We start from the raw sequence: 15,404 nt of genomic DNA on the forward strand, positions 1-15,404 counted from the left end.
GTCCTAGAACAGCAGGCCGTACCGGCCGCCCCGCCTCAGGGCGAGCAGGTTGCCGAGCAGGATGCTGCAGTCGCCGCCGAGCACGACGGGGAAGCGGCCGGTGCCCAGGACACCGCCGAGCGCGTCGGCGAGCCGGACGGAGTACTGCGCGATGCCGGTGCCGTTGAGGACGCCGGTGCCGGGGTCGCGCCGCGGGTCGTAGGCGGGCGGTGCCACCCGGCCCGCCCGGACCGCGCCCGGGACGTCCAGCAGCCCGGCGGCGAACAGCGCCGCCGGCAGGTCCTCCACGCCGGTCGGACGCAGCCCCAGGACGGACGGCGCCTCGATGATCGCCAGTTCCCGCACGTCGCCGTCCCTTCACCGGTGGCCGCCCACCGGTTCATCGTCGCGCACGGAGGCGGACACCGCCCGGCGCGGCCGGTCAGCCGGCCGGGTCCCCGTCCCGCCGGCAGTGCAGGAACAGGTGCGGTTCGGGGACCGCCTCCGGGTGCGCCGGGGTGAAGACCGCACGGTCCTGCCGGAGCACCGTGAGTCCCGCCCGGCCCGCCAGCGCGGCGAACTCCTCCGCACCGAAGCTGGTCACCCGTACCGGCTGCCCCATGAAGACGGCCTCGACGTCCTCCACGTCCAGCGGCACCGTGGCGAGCACCAGGTACCCGCCGGGCCGCACGGCCCGCGCCAGCCGCCCTACCAGGGCGGACTGCTCCGGGCGGGCCATCTGGAGCAGGGAGAAGTAGACGCACACCGCGTCGAACGAGCCGTCGGCGAGCGGCAGGGTGCGGATGTCGGCGCACCGGAACGCGGCGCCCGGCACCTGCCGGGCCGCGAGGTCCGCCATCACGGGCGAGACGTCCACGCCGAGGACGTCGTGGCCCGCCCCGGCGAGCGTCTGCGCGGTGGGGCGCCCGGTCCCGCTGCCCACGTCCAGCACCCGGCTGCCGGGTGCCAGCCGGCCGAGCAGCCACTCCAGCGACGCGCGGTGCGCCTCGGACCCGGCGAACGCCGTCTCGTACGCCGTCCCGATCGCGTCGAACACGGCTGCGGCGGGCGGCCGGTGATCTTCCTCGGTCACGGTGCTCCCCTTCGTCGTGGTCGTGCCGGGCATGATCGCACCCGGCGGCCGGGGCCACAACGGCGGGCACGGGACGCCCCGGCGGGGGAGCGCCGACGGACCGGGCGCGGGGGACCTCGGCCGGGCGGGGCGTCCGGGCCCGCCGCGGCCGGGCGGGAGCGGGCGGCAGCGGGCTCGGAGCGGGAACGCGGGGGCGGAGCCCGGTCGCCGGTTGCGGCGGGGCGTCACGGGAGGGTGCGGGCGTGACCACCTTGCTGATCGTCCACCACACGCCCTCGCCCCACTGCCAGGCCATGCTGGAGGCGGTGATCTCCGGTGCCACCACGCCGGAGATCGAGAACGTCCGGGTCGAGCGGCGCGCCGCGCTGTCCGCCACGGCGTCCGACGTACTGGCCGCCGACGGCTACCTGCTGGGCACCCCGGCGAACCTCGGCTACATGTCCGGCGCCCTCAAGCACTTCTTCGACCAGGTCTACTACCCGTGCCTGGACCAGACGCGCGGCCGCCCCTTCGGCTACTACGTGCACGGCGGCAACGACGTCACCGGCGCGGTGCGCGGCATCGAGGCGGTCACGACCGGCCTGGGCTGGCGGCGCGCGGCCGAGGCGGTCACCGTGACCGGTGAGCCGGACCGGGCCGGCATCGAGCGGTGCTGGGAACTGGGCGCGGCGGTCGCGGCCGGGCTGACGGAGGGGTAGCGGCCGGGGCCGCCGCCGTCCGCCCGGCCCCGGCCGGCGGCCCGGTCATTCCGCCGCCCGGCTCGCCCCGGCCGTCGGACCCGGTGCCGGATACCGGTCCGCCACCTGGACCATCAGCAGCAGGAGCAGGGCCGCCAGCGAGGCCAGTGACGCGCACGCCGCCGTCAGGCCGGCGCTCCACGGCGGGGCCACCGTGAGTTGCATGGCCCGCGACAGTCCCGGCGAGCCGACCCGGCTCTCCAGCAGCCCGGCGCCCGCCAGCCCGGCGGGCAGCAGCATGCCCGCCAGCAACGCCGGGACGCTGGTCCGCAGCGCCAGCACGACGGCGAGCGTCAGGCACACCCCCGACATGCCGAGCGTCAGCCCGACGGCGCTGAGCGGCGCGCCGTCCCGGCGCAGCGGGAAGTACGCCGCGCCGCACACGACGAGCGCGGCGGCGGCGAGCCAGCTCGGCCAGAACACCGGCTTCCTGGGCTCCGCCGGCCGGCGCGCACGCCGTACCCGCAGCGACCGCCGGGCGCGCGGACGCGCCGCCTCGCAGTCCGGCGCCGGGGCCTTCGCCCGGTCCGGCCCGGCGGCGGCCGGGGCGGGCGGCCGCGCGGCCACCTCGCTCCGCCGCTCCTGGGCCAGCCGTCCGATCAGTTCCACGAGTTCCTCTATGGGCCGCCCGGTGGCGGCCGCGCGGACCGCCTCCTGGCCGCAGTGCGGTTGCAGCGCGGCCTGGTGCAGCAGCGCCATCAGCCGGGACACGTCCTCGACGCACCGCCGCTCGACCGCCATGCGGATCGTCTCGTCGGCGCTGTCCGCCTCGCGCGGCGGCCGGGTCAGTTCGACGACCAGACGGGCCACGTCCTCTACGGAACGGTCCACCGCGACCGCCCGCAGCACGGCGACGACGGTCTGGGCGTACTCGGGCGACTGCTCCATCAGCGTGACCAGCCGGACGATCTCCTCCAGCGGCCGGTCGCTGACGGCGGCGTGGACGAGCTCGCCGACCGGGTCCAGCGCCTCCGGGAAAGGTGCCGCCGGGCCGGTCCCGGCGCCGCCGGGTGCCGCGGGGGGCTGCGGGGCCGTGTCGTCCAGCGGGCCCGCGGGCGTGTCGGTGCCGGGCAGCGCGCCGACGGCGTGGACCGCGTCGGCGGCCGGCGCGATGCCGGCCGGTGGTCCGCCGGCGGGGGCGGCCACCCGCGGCGGTTCGCCCACGGGGAAGATGTCGGACGGCGGTCCGCCGAGCGGGACCGTGTCGGACGGCGGTCCGCCGAGCGGGACCGCCACGGACGACGGTCCTTCGGCGGCGATGACGGGCGGCGGCCCACCGGCGGGCGCGGCGACGGCCGGCGGTCCGCCGGCCGCGGCGGACTCGCCGGCGCATATGGCGGACGGGTTCGACTGCTGTGGTGATGAGCGCGTGGTCATCCTGGGCTCCAAGGGAGTCGTGCGGCCGCTCCTGCGCTGCCGAAACGCGACACGCTGTGTCCGTGACCATTACTAGGACCGGCCCCGCCGCCTCGCCACCCGGGTGACGCGGCCGTGTGACGTCCCGGCCGACGCCCTGCGCCGCCCTGTCCGTCCGCCGGCGTGTGGCCGAAGCCACGCGATGGATGCGGCCCGGGCCATGTCGTCCCGGCGGGGTCGCGGGCTACCGTTTTGGCCCTGACCCCTTCCCCTCGTACGAGGCGCGGACGGCTCCCGCGCCAGGACCCGGACGGCCCGGCAGTGCTCGCAGACCTCTCCCCGCTCATCGCGGCGACCGCCCAGTGGCTCACGCGCGCGTACCCGGCGTCCGGCGGCGCCCTGGCCTCCGCGCTGTGCGAGGCGCAGGCGCGGCAGGCCGTGACGGTCGCGGCGTGGCTGCGGTATCCGACGTCGATGGACGCCGCGCTGGTCGGGATGGCCGGCCCCGGAGGCTCCGGCCGGCTCGACTGGATCACCGGCGCGGACGCGGGCACCGAGGCCCACGACCCCGCTCACGCCTGGCGGACCTGGGTGGACGAGGTCGTGGCGAGCTGGGCCGCGTGCCTGCTCACCGACCCCGAGCTGGCCCGCCTGGCGGTCGCCGCGCTGGCCGAGGGCGCGCACACGACCGGCACGCCGGCGGAGTTCGGCCGCCTGGTCGCGCCCGGCAGCCACGACCGCGAGGCGGCGGCACTGCTGCGCCACCCGCAGCTCGTGGCCCCGATCGCCGAGCTGCACCAGGACGGCCTGCTGGACCGCCTGGGGCCGGGCCGGGCACTGATCGCCTGAGACGGCGACCGGCGGGCGAGGTCCCCCGCCGCGGCGGCCCGAGGGGACGGGGGCCCAGGGACGAGGCCGTGCGAGACGGCGACCGGCGGACGCGCACGCCGTGAGACCACGGGCGGGGGCGCTCGGAAGCCGATGCGTGGGCCTGCCCGCCCGGAAAGCTCAGCCCGTCCGAAGCCGCCCGCCCGGGGAGGCCGGCCCGGGGAAGTCAGTCAGCCCTGTCCGAGGCCCCGCGGGACATGCCCGTGGATGTCGGCCTCGCCGGGGCTGTCCTGGATGTCGGCCCGCCCGCGGCTGTGCGCGGGTGCAGGGACGCCGAACGGCCGAGGCCGCGGCCGGCGGACGCGAGGAGGCGTCCGCCGGCCGCGGCCTCGGTGGTCTCACCGGATGCCGGTCACCTCATGCGTGCTTCCCACGGCCCGACAACGCGTCCCGCACCCGGTCCACGAGCCCCGCGCCCGGGGCCAGCAGCTTGTTCAGCGGCGGTGTGTCCGGGGCCGACGGGTGCGGACGGGTCGGTGCCGTCTTCTTCGCCCGGCGGACCTTGTCGCCCAGCTCGTCCAGGGCCTCCGGTGGGCACGCGGCCCGCAGCGCGGGGAAGAGGTTCTCCTCCTCGTCGGCCACGTGCGAACGGATCTCGGTCATCAGCATGCCGATGAGGCGGTCGAACTCCGGGTCGTCCGCGTCGCAGCCCTCCAGGTCCTTCATGATCTGCTCGGCCTTGGCGTGGTCCTCGAGCTCCTCGTCGGCCAGGGCGTCGCCGTTCGGCACGTGTTCGCGTACCGCGGGGTAGAGGTAGGCCTCCTCGGCCACCGAGTGCCGGACCAGCTCCATCGTGACCTGGTCGGCGTGGAGCTTCCGGTCCTTGTCGCCGGGCGGCAGCGCCTCAATGCGACCGAAGAGCTCCTCGACCTCACGGTGATCGGTCACCAGCTCGTCGATGACGTTTCCACCATGTCCCATGATGCTTGCCTCCTGCGTGCGCACGGCGGGCTCCGGGCGGAGCCGCCACCGCGCCCGAGTGCCCTGCCCCGACGGACTCACACCGGCGTGACCGCACCTCACCCGCCCGGCCGCACCGCCGCTCCGGCCGCGGGCACCGGCGCGGACACACCACCGGAAGGGCTGGACCGGCGTACGGTCCAGCCCTCCGGAGGGACGCGCGGCGGTCAGACCTCGCCGCGCCAGGCGCCCGTCTCCGCGCCGCGCTCCTCGATGAACTCCTTGAACCGCTTCAAATCCCCGGTGACCTGCCGCTTCACCACACCCAGCTTGTCGCCGACGGTCTCCGTCAGGCCCTCGGGGTCGTACTCCATCTGGAGCATGACCTTGGTCGTGCCGTCGTCGATGCGGTGGAAGGTGACCACTCCGGCCTGCTCGGCCTCGCCGCCGACCGTCGTCCAGGCGACCCGCTCGTCGGGGATCTGCTCGGTGATCTGCGCGTCGAACTCCCGTCGCACGCCGCCGACCTTCGTCACCCAGTGCGTGAGCGTGTCGGTGCGCTGCTCGATCCGCTCGACACCGCCCATGAACGCGGGGAAGGACTCGAACTGCGTCCACTGGTTGTAGGCGGTGTGCACCGGGACGTCGACCTTGATGGATTCCTCTACCTTCGACATGCAGCTCCCTCGCTCGGTGTCCCTGCGGAACACGTCGTGTCATGGATAGGACGTCGAGTACCAGGCTGGGCGGCCGGTATGCCTGGTGATCCTCGACGGACGTGCCGGACCTGTCAGACGTGCCGGACGTGTGCTCAGGGCGCGCCGTCCTCGACCCGCCGCCGGTCCTGCTCGTCCCAGGCGCGGGTGTCCCGCGGCTCGGTGTACGGCTCGGCCTCGGGCGGATGGCCACCGGCGATGGCCCGCTGCCGTGCGGTCTCGGCGTCGAACTCCAGGCCGAGCAGGATGGCCAGGTTGGTCACCCACAGCCAGACGAGGAAGACGATGACGCCCGCCATGGTGCCGTACGTCTTGTTGTACGAGGCGAAGTTGGCGACGTAGAAGGCGAAGCCCGCGGAGGCTGCCATCCAGATCAGCAGCGCCAGGAAGCTGCCCGGCGTGATCCACCGCCAGCCCTTGACCTTGGCGTTCGGGCTGGCCCAGTACAGCAGCGCGATCATGAGCGTCACCAGCAGGACCAGGACCGGCCACTTGGCGATCGACCAGACCGTCACCACGGCGTCGCCCAGCCCCAGCGCGTTCCCGGCCCGGCTGGCCAGACCGCCGGTGAAGACCACGATCACCGCGCTGACCACCGCCAGCACCATGAGCACGACGGTCAGCCCGACCCGGACGGGCAGGATCTTCCAGATCGGCCGGCCCTCGGGCACGTCGTACACGGCGTTCGAGGTGCGCATGAACGCCGCCACGTAGCCGGACGCCGACCACACGGCCAGCACCAGGCCGACGACGGCCATGAGCGAGCCGACACCCGCGTTGCCCTGCAACTGCTGCACGGCCTGGGTGATGATCTCGCGGCCGGCGCCGGGGGCGAACTGCTGCATGTTCTCCAGCAGCCGGTCCGTGACCGACTTGCTGGTGACACCCAGCAGCGACACCAGCACGAGCAGCGCCGGGAACAGCGACAGCACCGTGTAGTACGTCAGGGCCGCCGCCCGGTCGGTCAGCTCGTCGTCCTTGAACTCGCGCAGGCTCCCCTTCAGTACCGCGCCCCACGACCGTTTCGGCAGCTTCGCCGGTGTGTCGGGCGCCGCGCGCTCCACCTCGGGCCCGGGCCCGGCCTGCTCCGGCGGCGGGTTCTCCTCGGCCTGCTCGGCCTTGTGTTCTTTACGCCCTGGAAGATGCAGCTTCGCCATGGATGCCGAGTAACCCGTCCGCGCCGTCCTATGAGTCCCCGGTCATCCCGTGCGTCGGACGCAACGGTGTCGTGGCTCTGGTCCGAACCACGACACCTGACCAAACCGGTGCCGCGGCACCGGTTTCGTCTGCCTCCCCAGTACCCCTCCCCGTACGAGGCCGAATCGCCTTCGTCGGCATTACGGGCGTCACATCGCCGCGGCGGCCGGCTCAGCGTTCCGGGACGGCCTTGGCCCGGATGGTCTGGGCGACGTCGCGGAGCTTGACGTTGTGCGTCTGGGAGATGCGCTTCAGTACGTCGAAGGCCTCCTCCTCGCCGAGTCGGTGCCGCTCGCGCAGGATGCCCATGGCCTCGCCGATGGCGTGCCGGGTGTCCAGGGCGTGTTCGAGCTGATCGACCGTGCGGGCGCTGGCCAGCGCCACCGCGGCGTGCGAGGCGAGCAGCCAGCCGGCCGTCTCCATCTCGGGGGTGAAGGTGCCGGGCCGGCGCGAGTAGAAGTTCAGGGCCCCGAAGTCGTCGTTGCGGGTGTAGAGCAGGAAGCCCATCATGCTGCCCACCCCCAGGTCACGGGCGGCGGGCGCGAACCGCGGCCACTCGGGCTGCGGCGCGTTCAGGTCGGTGATCCGGAACATCCGCTCGCCGTTCACGCGGCGGGCCGCGTCGAAGCAGGGGCCCTCACCCAGCTCCCCCTGCAGCCGGTCGGAGTCCTCGACCATGTCGCCGTACGCGGACAGCGTCACCGCCCGGCCCTTGCGCACGGCCAGGACACCGGCCGCGTCGCAGCCGTCGAGCAGGCCGACACCCCGCTCCGCGATGGCGTCGAGCGTCTCCTGCGTGGAGCCCTGCGCCAGCAGGTGCCGGGCGAGCTCGGCCATCTGCTCGGCGAACGCGCGCCAGTCCATCCGTGTCCACCGTCCCGCTCGTCGTACCTTCGCGTCGGAAGGAGCCCGAAGGCCGACCGCCGGGACCACCCGCCGGACCCGGCCACCGCCCGTACCGGCCGGCTCGCGACCGGTCCGGACGCCGACCGAGCACCGGCTCGGCCGCCCTGCTCGCAGCGTACCGCCCGACCGGCAACCGCGGTCGCCCGGACGCGATCACCCCCACTCCGGTCCGCGGCCCGCGGCCTCAACGCCCGCCCGCCCGTCCGTACGGCTGCGCCGGAACCGTGTGCCGGCCGGTCCCGTCCGTGCCGGCCCGGGAGGCGGGCAGAGCCGTCCAGTCGAGGCGCAGGATCGCCAGGTCGTCGGTGTGCCGCTCGGCGTTGAGGCCGCGGACCCGGCCGATCAGCCGGTCGAGGTGCCGGCCCGGGTCGGCCTCCCGCACGTCGTCGAGGATGCGCAGCAGCCCGTCCACCCCGAGCCGCGCGCTGTCGTCGCCCTCGTACCCCTCGATCAGGCCGTCGGTGTACGCGATCAGCGCGCCGTCCGGCGGCAGCGGCACGGTCGCCGACGGCCACTGCCCGAGGCCGGGCACGATGCCGAGGGCGATGCCGTGCGGGGCGGCCACCACGTCGGCCCCGGCGGGGCCGACGAGCAGCGGCTCGTGGTGGCCCACCAGATGCAGGGTGACCGTGGCCGCCGCCGGGTCGAGCGTGATGAGCGTGCAGGTGGTGAAGAGGTCGCTGCCGCTGCGTTCCGCCGTGTGGATCTGCTCCAGCAGGTGCAGCAGCTCGTGGTCGCGGTGCCCGCCCAGCGTCAGCGCCCGCCAGGCGATGCGCAGGCAGACGCCGAGCGCGGCGGCGTCGGGGCCGTGCCCGCTGACGTCGCCGATGATCGCGTGGACCTGACCGTCGTCGGTCTGCACCACGTCCAGGAAGTCACCGCCGAGCAGCGCCTGTTCGCGCCCGGGGAAGTAGCGGCTGGTGGCGGTGACGGAGGCGGTGGACAGGATCGGCGTGGGCAGCAGGCCGCGCTCCAGGCGGGCGTTCTCCTGGGCGCGCAGCCGGCCGACCCGGAGGTCCGCGCTGGCCCGCTCGACCTGCTTGCGCTGCACGGCGTACCGCACGGCCCGCTGGAGCAGGTCCGGGTCGACCTTGCCCTTGACCAGGTAGTCCTGGGCGCCGGCGGCCAGCGCGTCGACACCCGCGTGCGACTCGGCCAGGCCGGTGAGCACGATCACCGCGGCGTGCGTGTCCGTCCGCTGGATCGCCTCCACCGTGCCGAGGCCGAGGGCGTCGGGCAGGTGCAGGTCGAGCAGGACGCAGTCGAAGTGGCGTGCCATGAGCTGGACGCGCGCCTCGGCGAGCGTCCGGCACCGTACGAGGGTGTGCGGCAGCCCGGTGTCGTACAGCAGTTCCTCGACCAGCAGGGCGTCGCCGTCGTCGTCCTCGACCAGGACGATGCGGTAGTGCGTGGTCTGCTCGACGGCTGGGTCAGTCACGGGTGTGCCTCTCGCGCGCCGTCCGCGGCAGCGGAACGTTCGACGGGAAGGGTGAACACGACACGGGTGCCGGCCGTGTACGCGGGGTCGATCCGGATGGTGCCGCCGTGGAACTCCACGACCTTCTTGCACATGGCAAGCCCGATACCGGTGCCCGGGTAGGCGTCCCGGGTGTGCAGCCGCTGGAAGAGGACGAAGACCTTCTCCTGGAACTCCCGGTCGATCCCGATGCCGTTGTCGGTCACGGCGAACTCCCACAGGCCGCCGTCGCCGGGGTCGGTGACGCTGATCCGGATGTCCGGGGACCGGTCCGGCCGGCGGAACTTGATCGAGTTCGACAGCAGGTTCTGCCAGAGCATGCCCAGCTGGGTCGCGTCGCCGACCGCCTTGGGCAGCGGATCGTGGGTGATCTCGGCGCCGCTCTCCTCGATCGCCACGCTGAGGTTGTCCAGGGTGCGGCCGACGACGTCCTCCAGGGCGACCTCCTCGTGGTCGTTGAGGACCCGTCCGACCCGGGAGAACGCGAGCAGGTCGTTGATCAGGACCTGCATGCGGTTGGCCCCGTCGACCGCGAAGGCGATGTACTGGTCGGCGCGCTCGTCCAGCTGCCCGCCGTACCGCCGCTGCAGCAGCTGGGTGAAGCTGGAGACCTTGCGCAGCGGTTCCTGGAGGTCGTGCGAGGCGACGTAGGCGAACTGCTCCAGCTCGGTGTTGGAGCGCTGCAGGTCGGCCGCCTGCTCGTCGAGCAGCCTGCGTGAGGTCTCGCTGAACTCCAGCTCCTCCAGCAGGCGCCCGCGCATCGACTCGACGTCCTGGCCCAGCTGCCGCAGGTCGGCGGGGCCGGTGATGGCGATCGGCTGTTCGAAACGGCCCTTGGCCACTTCGCGCGCGGTGTGCCCGAGCCGGCCCAGCGGAGCGGTGATGCCGCGCCGCAGCGCCTCGAAGACGAGCCCCGCGACCAGCACGATGACCAGCGCGATGCCCGCGAACGTCCAGTTGCGCACATGGGTGGCCCGCCGCAGGTCCCGGGAGGCGGCGGCCCGCTCCTCCGCCAGGTGCGCCTGCTGCGCGGTCAGCGCGCGGCGCAGGGTGTCGAAGCGGGTCTTGCCCTCCTCCGCCCGGGCCGCGGCCAGCGGCACGGCCCGGTCCGGGACCGCGCTCGCGATGGGCACGGCGAAGCGGCTCTGCCACTGGCCCGCCAGCTCCCGCACGGCCGCCAGCTCCGCACGGCCGCGCCGGTCGTCCGCCAGCAGCGTCTCCAGCCGCCGCAGGGCGTCCCGCTCCTCGGTCACCCCGGTCGCGTACGGCTGCAAGAAGTCCCGCTGGCCGGCCAGGCCGTAGCCGCGGACGCCGGTCTCCTGGTTGACCAGCGCGGCCTCCAGCCGGACCGCGTACGTCAGCGCGGGCCCGCGCCGGTCCACGATCTGCTCGGTCAGCTGGGAGGTGCGGTTCATCGCCGACACGCCCAGGGAACCGAGTACGGCCAGCACCGTCAGCGTGACGGCGACGCTCACCCGCAGCCAGCGGTGGGTGGTCCAGCCGGCTGTGGCGGTGCGGGCGCCGGGTGGCTGCTCGTTCATCACGGCCTGCTGAACTCCTTCGCCTGTGACCGGGCCGCGTCGAGGGCCCCCTGCGGGACGCACCTTACCCGTGTCCGACAACAGATGTTGTCGTGCCCCGGGGCGGCCCCTTAGGGTAGTGCCATGTCTGCCTCCCACTTCTCTCTGCCCCAGGCTGAAGGGGAGATGACCGATCTCGTCACCGAGGCGGTCGACGAACTCGTCCTCCGGTGCGCGCGGTACGCGCTCCCGCCGGCGGCCGGTCCGGACGATCCGGCCGGCTCGGCACGCCACCACGCCCTCGCCCAGCTGCTCGTGCTCGTCCAGGTGGAGCGCGCGGCGCAGCAGCTGGCGGACCGGGCGGCCCGTGCCGCCGCGGCGGCCGGTGCGGGCTATCCGGACATCGGCCGGGCCTCCGGCATCAGCCGGCAGGGAGCCCGGCGCCGCTGGCCCGGGCTGATCACCAGCGGTACCCCACGTCACACCCCTTCCGCCCCACGGAGTTCATGACCATGCCCGTCCCCGCCCCCACCCGCCCCTACGACGTGCTGCTGGTCGAGGACGACGTCGCCGACGCGATGCTCATCCAGGACGCCCTGGCCGAGCGCGGTGCCCGCAACCTCACCCAGGTCGCCGACGGCATCGAGGCCCTGGAGTACCTGCGGGACCCGGCGAACCGGCGCCCCGACCTCATCGTCCTGGACCTCAACATGCCGCGCATGAACGGCCGGGAGTTCCTGGCCGTGGTCAAGGAGGACGCCGAGCTGCGCACCATCCCCGTGGTGGTCCTCACCACCTCCGCGGCGCCCGACGACGTGTCCGGCGCCTACCGCCACCACGCGAACGCCTATGTCACCAAGCCGGTCAACCTGGAGCAGTTCGAGGAGGCCGTGCGCAGCATCGACACGTTCTACCTGGACGTGGCGATGAAGCCGCCGCGGGCGTGACCCGGCCCCGGGGAGCACATCCCTGACCGTCAGGACGGCGGCGACCGCGGCACGCGCGGTCGCCGCCGTGCTCCGCGACGTCTGCTCCTGGCGGGGCCGGTCCGCCTTCGTCACCGGCCTCACCCGGGAGACCTGCCGCGGCCGCACGCACACCGGCTACGGCATCTCCGCCGTCTCCCACGTCGTGGAGACCAGCCGCGTCCGCTGACCGAGCGCGACCGCCCGGCCGGCAGCAATGGCCGCTTCGCGGCCGGGGGGTGTTTCGAAAGTCCCGCACAGCACCCACGGCGCCCGGCACGCCCTCTCGCCGCACCGGCCGAAGGCCCAAGTACGTCCCGTACGAGGGCTTTCGTCCGGCACACCGAGAGCGTGCACCGGACATCGCGGGCACCGCACAGGACTTTCGAAACACCCCCCGGAGGAGACCCGCACGCACGGCGACCACCCCCACTGACCGCACAGGTGTGCGGCGGACGGACCGGCCGGCCCGTCCGCCGCACACCTGAGCGGGGTCAGCTGACGGGGTGCACGCGCTGGGTCGTCAGTTCGTAGCGGGCGCCGACGACGGCCAGCCGGCCGGACGCCACCTGGGCGGCCAGGTCCGGTTCGGCGGCGAGCCGGGAACGGACGCGCCGTATGTTGGCGTCGACGGTCGCGTCGGTCCGGGCGTCGCCCGCCTTGGTGTGGTCGATGGCCGGGGTGATCTCGTCGGCCAGGTACTGGATGTGGGCGGGCAGCCGCTTCCCGGACTGCTCCGCCTCGACGGCGGCCCGCACGGCCCCGCAGGACTGGTGGCCGAGGACCATGACCAGCGGTATGGCCAGTTCGAGGACTCCGTAGGCGACGCTGCCGAGCACGGCCTCGTCGAGGACCTCGCCGGCGCTGCGCACGGTGAGCAGGTCACCGAGCCCCTGGTCGAAGACGAGCTCCGGGGGCACACGGGAGTCGACGCAGCTGAGGATCACGGCGAACGGGTGCTGACTCGTCGTCAGCGCCTGGCGGACGGCCGGTGTCTCGTCCGGGTGCCGCTCGCGGTAGGTGCGCCAGCGCAGGTTGCCCGCCTCCAGCGCGCGCATCGCCTGCGCGGGTGTGCTGGGGCGGTGGCGCGACGCTGCGGTGACGGCGGACGCGGGGGAGGCGTCGAGGGCGAGTCCGGCACCGAGCGCCGCGGCGCCGGTCAGACCGGCGCGCAGGAGGGCACGGCGGGCGGGTGCCGCCGTGGCGGGCGAGGCCGGCGCGTGGCCGGTGCCTCTGCTGGGGATGTGGATGGTCACGGCTTCGAACGTAGTACCGAGTCGGGGCTGCGAGGTTCGCGCTACTGAATCATGGTGCGGCGTGGTGAACTCATGGCCAAGGGTTGGCCGGTGCTTGACGTGACGGAGGGGCGCCCTTGGCCTTCGCGGCCACCGCGGTCCTCCGGTGCGCCGGTGTCCGCCGTGGTCCTCTGGTCCGCCGGTGTCTGCCGTGGTCCTCTGGTCCGCCGGTGTCCGCCGGTGTCCGCCGTGGTCCTCCGGCCCGCCGGTGTCCGCCGTGTTCCGCCGGTGCCGGCCGCGGTCCGCCGGTGTCCGCCGCGGTCCTCCGGTCCGCCGCGGTCGGCCGGTGTCCGCCGCCCGGCCGGCCACCCCCGCGCGTGTGCGACCCGAACACCTCCGCATCCCCCGTTCGTGTCGTCACCACCCACCGCCCGGGCGTATCGCCCGCCAACCTCCCGCGCCCGCCCGAGAATCGTCCGGGTCGGAGGCCGGCGAGCCGGTGCCGCGACGCCCGCGCGATCACAGGAGACACGGATGGACTACTACGACCTCGGCACCCACACCCGCCCGGTGACGACCTCGTCCCCCGAAGCCCAGCTCTGGTTCGACCGGGGCCTGGTCTGGACGTACGCCTTCCACCACGAGGAGGCCGTCGCCTGCTTCGAGGCCGCCCTGGCCGCCGACCCCGACTGCGCCATGGCCCACTGGGGCATCGCCTACGCCCTCGGCCCCAACTACAACAAACCCTGGGACGCCTTCGACGCGCGGGAACTGGTCAGCAGCGTCGACCGCGCCCACGCCGCCGTGGAACACGCCCACGCCCGCGCGGCCGGCGCCACACCCGTCGAACGCGCCCTGATCGAGGCCCTGCGCGCCCGCTACCCCCGGTCGCGGGCTGTCGAGGACTGCTCGGTGTGGAACGAGCCGTATGCCGACCGCATGGGCGCGGTGTACGACCTCGCCCCCGACGACCTCGACGTCGCCACCCTGTACGCCGACGCCCTGATGAACCTCACCCCCTGGCAGCTGTGGGACATCCGCACCGGGGAGCCCGCCGAGGGCGCCCGCACCCTGCGGGCCAAGGAGGTCCTCGACCGCGCGCTCGCCACCGAGGACGGGCGGCGGCACCCCGGAGTGCTGCACCTGTACATCCACCTGATGGAGATGTCCGCGACCCCCGAGGCGGCGCTGACCGTCGCCGACCGGCTGCGCGGCCTGGTGCCCGACGCCGGGCACCTGCTGCACATGCCCTCGCACCTGGACGTGCTGTGCGGCGACTACCGAGCCGTGGTCGCGGGCAACAGCGCGGCGATCGCCGCCGACGAGAAGTTCCTCGCCCGGTCCGGCGCGATGAACTTCTACACCCTGTACCGCTCGCACAACTACCACTTCAAGATCTACGGCGCGATGTTCCTCGGCCGGTCCGCGACCGCCCTGGAGACCGCGGCGCAGCTGGAGGAGACCATCACCGAGGAGCTGCTGCGGGTGCAGAGCCCGCCCATGGCCGACTGGCTGGAGGGCTTCCTCGCCATGCGGGTCCACGTCCTGATCCGCTTCGGCCGCTGGGCGGACATCCTGCGGCTGCCCCTCCCCGCGGACGCGGAGCTGTACTGCGTGACCACCGCGATGCTGCACTACGCCCGCGGGGTGGCCCTCTCGGCCACCGGCCGCGTGGCGCAGGCCGAGACCGAACGGCGGCTGTTCCGCGAGGCGGCCGCCCGTGTCCCGCAGTCCCGCACGCTGTTCAACAACACCTGCGCCGACATCCTCGCCGTCGCCGCGGAGATGCTCGACGGCGAACTGGAGTACCGCAAGGGCAACCACGCCGAGGCGTTCGCCGCCCTGGAACGGTCCATCGCACTCGACGACGGCCTGCCCTACGACGAACCCTGGGGCTGGATGCAGCCCACCCGCCACGCCTACGGCGCCCTGCTCCTCGAACAGGGCCGCCTCACCGAGGCCGAGGCGGTCTACCGGGCCGACCTCGGACTCGACGCGACCCTGCCCCGCCCCCAGCAGCACCCCGGCAACGTGTGGTCCCTGCACGGCTTCCACGAGTGCCTGACGCGGCTGGGCAAGGCGGGCGAGGCGGAGATCGTGGCGCAGCAGCTGAAGTTCGCGGCCGCCCTGGCGGACGTACCGGTCGAGTCCTCCTGCTTCTGCCGCACGGCGGCCCCGGACGGCTGCCGCGGCCCGGAGTGACGAGCCGCCCCGCGCGTCCGCACGCGATCATCCGACCGGCTTCCGGAAGCCGCCGTTCAGCTGCGCGCCACCGTGCGGCCAGCGGGAGTGAGCAGCGTACGGCCTGACCCGGTGTGACTCACCCCGACTGGAGCAGCCATGAGCGCAGCAGAAGAGAAGAACCCCGTACACAGACGCGCGGTGCTGCGCGCGGCGGTCGCGGTGCCGGTGGCCGGCGCGGCCGGCGCGGCGCT

The 15,404-nt window shown here is 74.2% G+C and carries 15 protein-coding genes and 1 pseudogene; 6 read left to right on the forward strand and 10 right to left on the reverse strand.

Annotation, left to right across the window (positions count from 1 at the left end):
* Window positions 1-3: 3 nt before the first annotated feature.
* Entirely contained in the window at window positions 4-345 is a 342-nt protein-coding gene (locus tag ACFF45_RS21435; protein WP_381348037.1) for an arginase family protein, read from the reverse strand.
* 76 nt (window positions 346-421) lie between these two features.
* Entirely contained in the window at window positions 422-1,105 is a 684-nt protein-coding gene (locus ACFF45_RS21440; RefSeq protein WP_381348038.1) for a class I SAM-dependent methyltransferase, read from the reverse strand.
* A 209-nt stretch (window positions 1,106-1,314) separates the two neighbouring features.
* Here ACFF45_RS21440 and ACFF45_RS21445 point away from each other — a divergent pair, with 209 nt between their 5' ends.
* Window positions 1,315-1,770 (forward strand): flavodoxin family protein, encoded by a 456-nt coding sequence (locus ACFF45_RS21445; RefSeq protein WP_381348039.1) that lies wholly within the window; start codon window positions 1,315-1,317, stop codon window positions 1,768-1,770.
* 45 nt (window positions 1,771-1,815) lie between these two features.
* Here the strand turns inward: ACFF45_RS21445 and ACFF45_RS21450 are convergent, their stop codons facing one another.
* Entirely contained in the window at window positions 1,816-3,186 is a 1,371-nt protein-coding gene (locus ACFF45_RS21450; RefSeq protein WP_381348040.1) for a hypothetical protein, read from the reverse strand.
* A gap of 300 nt (window positions 3,187-3,486) precedes the next feature.
* Between ACFF45_RS21450 and ACFF45_RS21455 the strand changes: the two genes are divergently transcribed.
* Entirely contained in the window at window positions 3,487-4,014 is a 528-nt protein-coding gene (locus tag ACFF45_RS21455) for a hypothetical protein (RefSeq protein ID WP_381348041.1), read from the forward strand.
* A gap of 396 nt (window positions 4,015-4,410) precedes the next feature.
* Here ACFF45_RS21455 and ACFF45_RS21460 read toward each other — a convergent pair whose 3' ends face one another.
* The 6 genes from ACFF45_RS21460 to ACFF45_RS21485 form a co-directional block, all read right to left on the reverse strand.
* On the reverse strand, window positions 4,411-4,974 hold the full coding sequence (locus ACFF45_RS21460) for a hemerythrin domain-containing protein (RefSeq protein WP_381348042.1): 564 nt from the start codon (window positions 4,972-4,974) through the stop codon (window positions 4,411-4,413).
* Window positions 4,975-5,180: 206 nt separating this feature from the next.
* The gene (locus ACFF45_RS21465) at window positions 5,181-5,630 is read right to left on the reverse strand and encodes an SRPBCC family protein (protein WP_381348043.1); all 450 of its coding nucleotides are present in this window, start codon (window positions 5,628-5,630) and stop codon (window positions 5,181-5,183) included.
* A 134-nt stretch (window positions 5,631-5,764) separates the two neighbouring features.
* Entirely contained in the window at window positions 5,765-6,826 is a 1,062-nt protein-coding gene (locus ACFF45_RS21470) for a YihY/virulence factor BrkB family protein (RefSeq protein WP_381348044.1), read from the reverse strand.
* Window positions 6,827-7,037: 211 nt separating this feature from the next.
* A complete protein-coding gene (locus ACFF45_RS21475; protein ID WP_381348045.1) occupies window positions 7,038-7,730 on the reverse strand; it encodes a GAF and ANTAR domain-containing protein in 693 nt (230 codons plus the stop codon).
* 226 nt (window positions 7,731-7,956) lie between these two features.
* Complete coding sequence (locus ACFF45_RS21480) at window positions 7,957-9,210, reverse strand: PP2C family protein-serine/threonine phosphatase (RefSeq protein ID WP_381348046.1); 1,254 nt, start codon at window positions 9,208-9,210, stop codon at window positions 7,957-7,959.
* Entirely contained in the window at window positions 9,207-10,790 is a 1,584-nt protein-coding gene (locus ACFF45_RS21485; RefSeq protein ID WP_381348047.1) for a sensor histidine kinase, read from the reverse strand. Before ACFF45_RS21485 ends, ACFF45_RS21480 begins: the two co-directional genes overlap by 4 nt.
* Before the next feature lie 123 nt (window positions 10,791-10,913).
* Here ACFF45_RS21485 and ACFF45_RS21490 point away from each other — a divergent pair, with 123 nt between their 5' ends.
* The 3 genes and pseudogenes from ACFF45_RS21490 to ACFF45_RS21500 all read left to right on the forward strand — a co-directional run.
* Window positions 10,914-11,279 carry a hypothetical protein gene (locus ACFF45_RS21490; RefSeq protein ID WP_381348048.1) on the forward strand — a complete coding sequence of 122 codons (366 nt, stop codon included), beginning with the start codon at window positions 10,914-10,916 and terminating at the stop codon, window positions 11,277-11,279.
* Window positions 11,280-11,281: 2 nt separating this feature from the next.
* Window positions 11,282-11,716, forward strand: coding sequence for a response regulator (locus ACFF45_RS21495; RefSeq protein WP_381348054.1), 435 nt, complete (start codon window positions 11,282-11,284; stop codon window positions 11,714-11,716).
* 88 nt (window positions 11,717-11,804) lie between these two features.
* Window positions 11,805-11,921: pseudogene (locus tag ACFF45_RS21500) on the forward strand (alginate lyase family protein); the annotation flags it as partial.
* Window positions 11,922-12,228: 307 nt separating this feature from the next.
* Here ACFF45_RS21500 and ACFF45_RS21505 read toward each other — a convergent pair.
* Complete coding sequence (locus tag ACFF45_RS21505; RefSeq protein WP_381348055.1) at window positions 12,229-12,984, reverse strand: carbonic anhydrase; 756 nt, start codon at window positions 12,982-12,984, stop codon at window positions 12,229-12,231.
* A gap of 519 nt (window positions 12,985-13,503) precedes the next feature.
* Between ACFF45_RS21505 and ACFF45_RS21510 the strand changes: the two genes are divergently transcribed.
* Window positions 13,504-15,171 carry a tetratricopeptide repeat protein gene (locus ACFF45_RS21510; RefSeq protein WP_381348049.1) on the forward strand — a complete coding sequence of 556 codons (1,668 nt, stop codon included), beginning with the start codon at window positions 13,504-13,506 and terminating at the stop codon, window positions 15,169-15,171.
* Window positions 15,172-15,404 lie beyond the last annotated feature (233 nt).

This window comes from Streptomyces cinereospinus (assembly GCF_042430725.1).
In the GTDB taxonomy this organism is placed as follows: domain Bacteria; phylum Actinomycetota; class Actinomycetes; order Streptomycetales; family Streptomycetaceae; genus Streptomyces; species Streptomyces cinereospinus.